The sequence below is a fragment of the Microcystis aeruginosa LEGE 91341 genome, assembly GCF_015206885.1.
Taxonomy (GTDB): domain Bacteria; phylum Cyanobacteriota; class Cyanobacteriia; order Cyanobacteriales; family Microcystaceae; genus Microcystis; species Microcystis aeruginosa_H.
This window is the reverse complement of the sequence record NZ_JADEXY010000168.1, coordinates 1-8,073: the sequence shown is the minus strand read 5'-3', so window position 1 is coordinate 8,073 and position 8,073 is coordinate 1. Positions and strand designations below refer to the sequence as shown.

Sequence of the window (8,073 nt, the reverse complement as noted above, 5' to 3'; positions counted from 1 at the left end):
CAGGATATACTCCACAAAAGCGTTTAAACTCTTCTGGATTCAAATTTTTTACTTTTTCGTAAGTCATTGTTTTTCTGAGTGTTTTACTTTATTTTACATAATCAGTTCCTATTTTTGCAGGAGGTCTAATATTCCTGGCATTACGGGGAAAAATCGCAGCCAATTGTTGCAGTTGTTGGGGAGAAATTTTGATCGCATTTTGCCAGACTAACCAGAGAACATCCTCGCTACAGGGAGGAGTGGACAAAGACCCCCGATATTCATAGAAACCGCTATTTTCTGGCAGTAAAAGCCCAGCATTGACCCAAGTATCGGGGATAATCATTTCAGGAGAAGGTTCTTGGGGCAAATAATCCCAAATGGTTTGTAAATAGGGATTATTTGCGCCAATTTCGGCTAAGATACCCACAACTGCTAAATTTCCCTTCCTATTTCGATGCACTAAATGAATTTCTAGAGGGAAAGACTGACCTTTAATCTGATGTTCGCTGGGATGATGAAAATGGAACTGCAACAAATCCCATTTTTCACCGTGAAAACTCATATTTCCACCTTTTTCGGTCTGAACCAAGATTGTATGACTGTTATGGCGAATTTTTAGGGGTACAGGACGATAATTAAAGGTGGGTTGGTATAGCTCTTTTTCAGTCACTATACTCAGATCGATCGGTGTTTGCTGCTTTCCCGTGGTGCAGAGGCGATAATTCGTTGATAATTCGCCCCAATAGTCAATATTTTGATAATTCCAAGTAAATTCTGGATTAATAGCCCCAAAAAGAGCCTGAGAGCCTATAAATTGCAGTAATTCTCGTCTATACATGGGATTAAATCTAGCAATTATCAGATAATCAGAAATTTTCTTGGGGATTTATGCCCAATTCCCGCAGTTTAGCCGCTAATTTTGCGGATTTCTGCCTTTCCTGTTGGACTTGATTTTCTGCTTCTACAGCCCGATTTTCTGCCTGTTGTGCCGCTTCTGCGGGAGTGGGTACTAATTCCCCTTCGGGGGTAAAATAGCGCAATTTATTGGCAGATAAACCCAAATATAAGCCTAATTGTTGACTCCAGAGCCATCCCTGAGCGTTGGGGGTAATCGGTTGATATTGACCGCTAATTAGGGTAAATCCTGCAAATTCTAGGCTTTCTGGGTCAAACCAAAAATAATCGGGAGTGCGAAATATATCTTGATAAATTTGTTTTTTCTCCTCTCGGTCAACTTTGGCGGTACTATCGGAGAGAATTTCCACAATTAAATTGGGATATTTGCCCTCTTCTTGCCAAACTACCCAACTTCTGCGGTTAGGATTGGGATTTGTCCCCAAAACTACGAAAAAATCAGGACCACGAAAGAATTCTGACTTTTTCTGGTTGGGACTGTAATAAATGGTTAAATTGCCGGCGGCAAAATAATCTTCTCGCTCGCGCCACCACCATTCTAAACACTGAATTAATAAAATAATTTGTTGTAGATGTAGGTTACTTTCCAACGGGGGTTCATCACTCCAAAATTGGCCTTCTGGGAAGATTATCTCAGGGTTTACATGAGACTCGACTAGGGGTAAGCTTTGAGCGATAGTCATGGTTTTTCAACAGAGATAGGTTGATAATTAATTATAAACTAAATTTGTTATAGCAGTTAGCAATCAGTCCTCAGTCTTTAGCTATTTCACTGTAGATTTATCGATGTTTTAACCTTGCGAATCAGTGCTATCTCTGGGAAGTTGTTGATATTTTTTGTATTCGATTTGATTAAACTAGACCTACCTTGGTTCTTCTGGTTTCTGTGTGGAAACGAGGTCTATACTGATAGTTTATTTAACAAAATAGTTCTAAAAGTCTTTCCCAGTAAACATTTCACGATTTCATAAGCAAAAATTATCACACAAAGTCGAGAAGAGCCCTACCTTTTCTCTAAAATTAGTAAATATTCGGATTTCATGCCATCAGGATTTTTATTCTTGCGAGATTTGAATAATTGTCTGGTTTTAATTCTATCCTCAAAGACGGTATTAAAAATAAAGCCATTTTCCTGAAAATATTCCTGTAATATTCGCCAAGTTTCTACTTCCACTCCATCCACTTTCGGATTACCCACAAAAATGCAAGCTTTCCCAGCTTGTTTTAATTTTCTGGTGGCATTTTCTAAAGCGTTGATAGTATGACAAAAATAGGAATCAAGAATTTTATGTAAATTCTCTTTTTCTAAACTCTCTCTCACTTGATTTAAGGTTTCGGTTTCGATTAATCTGGTAGCCTGTCGGTAGGGAATTTCTAGCTTAGAGATTTTTTGCACTTCTTTTTCTGTATATCCTAACCAATATAAATCTAGTTTTGCTGTTCTGATATATTCCTGTGCTTGCAGATAGGGGGGTGAACTAATTAAACAATCTAACTCTAGCTTTTGCTCGATCTCAAAAGTGGCACTATCTACTCCTCCATAAAAAAGCACTTGATTATAATTATGCCAAGTTACGGTAATATATTGATTGACGCTGGTTAAAGTTTCAAAACTCATCTCTTTAATCGTTCGTTTTAATTCCTCTTGCCAATCTCTTTGTAATAGTTCTTGTATATCTGATTTTTTGTATTTTGATTGAAATAATTTTGGTTTAGTATGTTCTGCATAGGAAAACTGTTTACTAACTTTAACTAAAACCGATTGAATAATCTGGGAATACAAATCAGGTTCTAGACTTTTTTGACCGGCCCAAAGTTTCTGTAAAACTGCTAAAATCTCCTCTGGATACCAATAGTTTAAATTTGACCACTGAGGGATAAATTTATCCTGACTGGCAAAAACTTCTAAGATTTTTTTATCTAACTCTGAGTAACTTAATGGTTCTTGGTGTTCTGTAATCTTAATCGGAATAATATGGTTTAAAAGATAATTAAGATCAGTTAAAACTGCATTTCTTTGACAAAGTTTCGCCTCTAAACCCACCGTACCCGAACCAGCAAAAGGATCGATAATCCAATCATCCTTTTTAGTGTAGTTATCAAGACAAAATCTCACCACTTGGGGAATAAATTTGGCAGGATAATAATAGATGCTGTGGGTTAGATAACTGGTGCTGGTGATTTCTGGTACTAAATCTCGAAAAGAAACTAATCGCGGGGTTCCCTGATTAATTTCTTCTAAATTATTAGAATCGAAAAGGTCTAACTGCATAATTCGGCTATCAATTCTCCCTAGAGTAGGCCAGCCAATTAAAATAAAGATTAAAACCGTAGCTGATCAATATTCTAACTTATCGTCCCCTAACCTAACCGACAACTCAGATTTTTTGCTTTTTACTTTTTACTTAACGTGATATACTGCCAAAGGAAAAAATGACGTTTTAATTAGTCTGCGTGAATAGCCAATCCTCGACAATTATAGAACAGGTTAGAGTCCTTGACCCCCTGACACAAACCGATCGCATTGCCGATGTCTGGATTGAGGAGGGGGTAATTAAAGCGATCGAATCTCAGCTTCCCCCAAGAGAAAATAGTAACTATATTTCTGGTCAAAACTGTATTTTTGCTCCCGGATTAGTCGATCTCTACAGTCATTCCGGGGAACCCGGCCACGAGGACAGAGAAACCCTCGCATCTTTGCTCAAAGCGGCCACGACCGGAGGCTGCACCCGGGTGGCAATTCTCCCCAATACTCTCCCCCCTCTCGATCACCCCGCACTTATTAGCACATTACAGCAAAAAAGTCAAGGGTTTTTTGACTCAAAATCGACTCGTCTGCATTTTTGGGCAAGTCTCACCCTAGGAAGGCAAGGACAAAAAATGACGGAATTAGCTGATTTAATGCCTGTAGCGGTGGGTTTTACCGATAATCGCGGTCTAGAAGATTTAGGACTGTTGCGGCACTTATTGGAATACCTAAAACCCTTCGGTCAAAATATCGCCCTTTCCCCCGTAAATCAGCAATTAAAGGGTAATGGAGTCATGCGTGAGGGAGAAACTTCGATTCGCTTCGGTTTACCCGGAGATCCTGCTATTTCCGAAACCACTGCTTTAGCCACAATTTTAGAAATCGTCGGCGAAATTAATACACCTGTTCACCTAATGCGAATTTCTACCCGTCGAGGAGTGGAATTAATTCGCGAGGCAAAAATGCGGGGATTGCCGATAACCGCTAGTGTGACGTGGTTGCATCTCCTCTTAAATACAGGATCGATCGCCAGCTACCATCCCAGTTTACACCTCGCTCCACCCTTGGGCAACGAAAGCGATCGCAAGGCGTTAATTGCGGCAATTAAAGAGGGAATTATTGATGCAATCGCGATCGATCATCGTCCTTATACCTACGAAGAAAAAACCGTCTCTTTTGCAGAAGCACCCCCCGGCGCGATCGGGTTAGAATTAGCTTTACCCCTACTATGGGAAAAATTAGTAATAACCGGGCAGTTATCAGCTTTACAATTGTGGCAAGCGCTTAGTCTCAATCCCTGTCATTGTTTACAACAAAAACCGGCATCTCTTACCCCCGGCAATCGCGCAGAAGCAATTCTTTTTCATCCCCAAGCAAGCTGGAAAGTAACGGCAAATAATCTTCACTCCCTCAGTCATAATACTTTCTGGTTAAATCAAACAATTACGGGAAAAGTGTTAGAAATGTGGAATTTTTAAAGGGTGGCCAATTTCTATCTTGAGACTCTCCTAGTTTTTTGGATAATGATCAGCTAGAATTCTAGAGAGAACTAGAGTAATGTCATGGAAAAAGAACTGGTATCGGAAAAGCGCGGTTATCTGCTTCGCACGGTGGCAGAAGCTAAAGAAATTGTCCTTAATTGGTTGCGGGAAATAAATTTAGTTAATGCGATTAAATTAGGTTTACCAGAAGTGGATGACAGATATCATATTTGGCGAGTTCCTTTATGTAATGAACAGAAAAAAACCGTTGGGGAAGTGGTGATCGATGCCTACACCACCGAAATTTTAGCCGATAAAACAACCCAGGCTGAAATTATTATCGCGCGTCTGTTAAAACAGGATGAATCTAAATTAGAAAACCGCAAGAAAACCAAAAAAGAATATAAGCTTTCCTCTCTGAGAAATACCATAGGATTTGGTGATTGTAGCGAACTTTTGGAGGAAATGCCCGCAGAAAGTGTTGATTTAATCTTTACCTCACCACCCTATTTTAATGCTCGTCCGGAATATTCGGAATTTGAAGAATACGAAAGCTATCTATTGAAGCTGCGACAGGTGATCAGAAAATGCCATCGAGTTTTGAGTGAAGGACGTTTTTTCGTCATTAATATTTCTCCCGTGCTGTTGCGTCGTGCTTCGCGTAATCAAGCTTCTAAACGTATTGCTGTTCCCTTTGATTTGCATCGAATTTTTATTGAGGAAGGTTACGACTTTATTGATGATATTATTTGGCTAAAACCAGAGGGAGCAGGGTGGGCAACGGGTAGGGGACGCAGATTTGCAGCCGATCGCAATCCTCTCCAATACAAAACTGTGCCGGTGACTGAATACGTTTTAGTCTATCGTAAACACACGGATTTACTCATCGATTGGCATATTCGTAATCATCCCGATCAAGAAGTAGTAAAAGCCTCAAAAATTGCCGATGGTTATGAACGCACTAATGTCTGGAAAATTAACCCAGTCACTAACTCAAAACATCCCGCCGCTTTTCCTGTAGAATTGGCAGAAAAAGTGATTAATTATTACTCTTTTAAAGGTGATGTGGTTTTAGATCCCTTTGCTGGTTCAGGAACCGTGGGACTAGCGGCCGCTTCTTTAGATAGACGTTTTGTTTTATTCGAGAGTAATTTTAATTATATTGAACTGATACGAAAGCTAATTACTGAAGGTAATCCGACTGATTTAGACTCAATTATTTGGCTTAATTGTCCGTTATAAAACTAACAATAAGCAAGATAAACACCATGACAGTCAGTAAAAGTCACGCTTATTTTATACTAAATCCGTTGAGTACAGGCTAGTTATGAGGAGAGGCAAAAGGCAAAAGGGAATAAATAATCAGTTTTTAATAACTGGATTTAGTATTACTCCCAAAGACTATCTAGAAATAGAGAAAATTAGTCCCATTAAACCTGGATATATACGAGGGCAAATCTTAGCAATGGCTGGGGCAAGTAAAGCCCATGTTATCATCACAAGTAATCTTTCAGCCCAACTAATTAACCGTAACCTTTCAGGAGGGAACAGAAGCGCTGTATTGGCTAAAAAAAGAAAAAGCTCCCACCATCAAGGTGACAGCTAACTTGATTCTCTATTTGCACTGAATACAATTTAATTTGGGATCAGAATCCTAATGTCTTGGAATTCATGACCGACGCAATAGTTGCAGACAGTTTATTTATGGAATTGGTGGAGTAGGTTGCGAAATTCCTGAAAACTAATCTGATTATCGCGACCAGTATCGGCCTGCTGTAACATAGCTTCGATTTCCTTGTCTGTCACCCCCGGTTCGATCGCCTGAAGACAAGCTTTTAACTCCTCAAGGCTAATTTGTCCCGAACCATCACTATCGAATAGCTGAAATCTTTCCAATAAAATCCTCTCCTGTTGCTCACGATCGCTCTGACTACTAAAAGATAGACGATCGAAGACCTGAAAAGCGCGGGCGATATTTTGCCATAATTGATGGGCCAGAGGACGATGGAGAATCGTTTCCTCCTCCTGACCAGTAATTCTGTACTGGCGACGCAAAGACTCGACAGTTTCGGTTTCTGCGGCCGGCAATTCCGTCAATAAATGCTCGATCGCATCCCTGGAACTCTTACCGGTTAACACTTCCAGCAATTCCGATCCCACCTTGTGATCAGGGTCTTTTTTCCATGTCACCAACAAACTTTCTAACAAAGCATCGCGATAACTCTGCAAACGTAACCAATCCTCGCGACTATACTGCTTTTCTGGATCGAGAAGTTCGGCCGATTCCACACCCAACTCTGTTAAAATCGCCTGATGTTCTGCCTCAGTAATCGTCAACTCTAAGCGCATTTGTTGCAGGATTTCGAGGCTGTGGCCAAAGTCAGTATATCCCTCCTCCAAAGCCTCTTTTAACACGGCTTTATAGGCTTTTAAACACTTCTGGTGGCTGAAATCTGGCAGTATCTTGGCCAACACATACACCTCATCCGCGTGCAAAGTTTCTAGTGATCGCTGATCGAGGTATTTAGCCGTATCGAGATCCAGTTTACGCAACTGTTTACGCAATTTTCCTGCGAGTCCTTCCCGTTGGTAACGACTCGGATCCCTTATCCAAGTGCGATATAACCATAAACTACTCAAAACAGCCGCTAAAATACTAGCGAAATAATGCCAAAATTTTGGCAAAAGATTAATAAAAGGACGACCACCGAAAATAAAGAAGAAATTGAAAATCAGAAAAGTTCCGAAAGTAAAGACTCGATGACGGATAATTTCGGTCGGTAAGGGGGACTTTTGGCGAATTCTATAGACTTTATAGGCATTTTCAACTTTTTTACCGAGAAAATAACCCAAAAAAGTGCAAATTGCCAAAGTTAAGGGGACAGCTACCAACTTCGGAATCGGAATCTGATTACCCCCAAGATAAAAACCCGGTTTAAAGAGAGATTCTAGCTGATTTTCGTCGTGCGCCCAAGCTCCAGAGAAATAATAGTCCCAATTGCCAGCATAAAAGTAATAATAGATAAAATAGCCAAAAACTAAGCCAAAATAACCGTAATAAAGCCATTGGCGATCGCTTTGAGTAATCCCGTCCCAATAGGCTCTTTCCGCATCGATATCGATACAGGGACTCTGACAGGCAACACAGGCACTTTGTTCGCTACCATCTTCTCGGACAATACGACACATAGATTGAGTAATCCCACTGCGACTGTCTTCGTGAGCGGTACTATTCAGCAAACCCCTCGGTTCACCATAAATCCTTTCAACTGGACTCATGGGACAGAAATAGTTACACCAAGATTTGCCCCCATACCAGTAGACCTCCTGCAAAAATAGGAACTGATTATGTAAAATAAAGTAAAACACTCAGAAAAACAATGACTTACGAAAAAGTAAAAAATTTGAATCCAGAAGAGTTTAAACGCTTTTGTGGAGTATATCCTG

General features: G+C 40.1%; 6 protein-coding genes and 1 pseudogene. 3 read left to right on the top strand and 4 right to left on the bottom strand.

Features of this window, described 5'->3' with window-relative positions; translation table 11 throughout:
- Window positions 1-88: 88 nt before the first annotated feature.
- From IQ234_RS18720 to IQ234_RS18710, 3 genes are all read right to left on the bottom strand, one after another.
- Window positions 89-820 (bottom strand): carbonic anhydrase, encoded by a 732-nt coding sequence (locus IQ234_RS18720; protein WP_193958184.1) that lies wholly within the window; start codon window positions 818-820, stop codon window positions 89-91.
- Window positions 821-848: 28 nt separating this feature from the next.
- A complete protein-coding gene (locus IQ234_RS18715) occupies window positions 849-1,580 on the bottom strand; it encodes a Uma2 family endonuclease (protein WP_193958183.1) in 732 nt (243 codons plus the stop codon).
- Window positions 1,581-1,900: 320 nt separating this feature from the next.
- Window positions 1,901-3,169: a DNA methyltransferase gene (locus IQ234_RS18710; protein WP_193958182.1), complete on the bottom strand. Its 1,269-nt coding sequence runs from the start codon at window positions 3,167-3,169 to the stop codon at window positions 1,901-1,903.
- Between the two features lie 182 nt (window positions 3,170-3,351).
- Between IQ234_RS18710 and IQ234_RS18705 the strand changes: the two genes are divergently transcribed.
- From IQ234_RS18705 to IQ234_RS21405, 3 genes are all read left to right on the top strand, one after another.
- Window positions 3,352-4,623, top strand: a complete 1,272-nt coding sequence (locus tag IQ234_RS18705; protein WP_193958181.1) for a dihydroorotase — start codon at window positions 3,352-3,354, stop codon at window positions 4,621-4,623.
- An 84-nt stretch (window positions 4,624-4,707) separates the two neighbouring features.
- Window positions 4,708-5,868: a DNA-methyltransferase gene (locus IQ234_RS18700; protein ID WP_193958180.1), complete on the top strand. Its 1,161-nt coding sequence runs from the start codon at window positions 4,708-4,710 to the stop codon at window positions 5,866-5,868.
- A gap of 85 nt (window positions 5,869-5,953) precedes the next feature.
- Window positions 5,954-6,232 carry a Uma2 family endonuclease gene (locus IQ234_RS21405; RefSeq protein WP_228008620.1) on the top strand — a complete coding sequence of 93 codons (279 nt, stop codon included), beginning with the start codon at window positions 5,954-5,956 and terminating at the stop codon, window positions 6,230-6,232.
- Window positions 6,233-6,324: 92 nt separating this feature from the next.
- Here IQ234_RS21405 and IQ234_RS18690 read toward each other — a convergent pair.
- A pseudogene (locus IQ234_RS18690) lies at window positions 6,325-7,947 on the bottom strand (EF-hand domain-containing protein); the annotation flags it as partial.
- Between the last annotated feature and the right edge of the window lie 126 nt (window positions 7,948-8,073).